Source organism: Microcoleus sp. CAWBG640 (assembly GCF_020883015.1).
Lineage (GTDB): Bacteria > Cyanobacteriota > Cyanobacteriia > Cyanobacteriales > Microcoleaceae > Microcoleus > Microcoleus anatoxicus.
Window position 1 is genome coordinate 1 of the sequence record NZ_JAHRFC010000130.1, and the last position, 706, is coordinate 706.

Consider the following 706-nt stretch of genomic DNA (forward strand, 5'->3'; position numbering starts at 1 on the left):
TTGATTTTGTAACTGCCAGTTGCACCGCCTTCCGTAGCAGTTATGTTTGTAGGTGTGACGCTGAAATCTGCCGTGTCGTTATCAGTAATGGCGACACTGACACCCGGAATTGTGATGCCGTTATAATTAACATCGCTACTGGTAGAAGAATGGGCGATCGCACCTGCATGACTTCCTTCAACTAAACTGTCGTCAACTGCTTTCACCTGCACAGTTTGAGCGACATTCCAATTAGTCGCAGTAAAAGTAAGTGCGGTAATTGGTTGAATTTGACTGCCTGTAGCTAAGTTAATTGTAACAGGTGCGATCGGTTGGGTATTTAACTTAACGCTATAACTTCCATTTGCACCGCCTTCCGTTGCAGTCGCAGTAGTGGGAGTAATGCTAACGCCTGCGGTGTCGTTATCGGTGATGGCAACATTAACAGGGGAAATTGTGATGCTGTTATATTTAGTATCGGTACTGGTGGCTGTATGCGCGATCGCACCTGTATGATTTCCTTCAACTAAACTGTCATCAACCGCTTTCACCTGCACAGTTTGAGAGACATTCCAATTAGTCGCAGTAAAAGTAAGCGCCGTAATTGGTTGAATTTGACTGCCTGTAGCTAAGTTAATTGTAACAGGTGCGATCGGTTGGGTATTTAACTTAACGCTATAACTTCCATTTGCACCGCCTTCCGTTGCAGTCGCAGTAGTGGGAGTAA

General features: G+C 45.0%; 1 pseudogene. It reads right to left on the reverse strand.

Going from position 1 to position 706, the window contains the following annotated elements:
- Positions 1-706, reverse strand: a pseudogene (locus tag AAFP11_RS28360) (hypothetical protein); the annotation flags it as partial.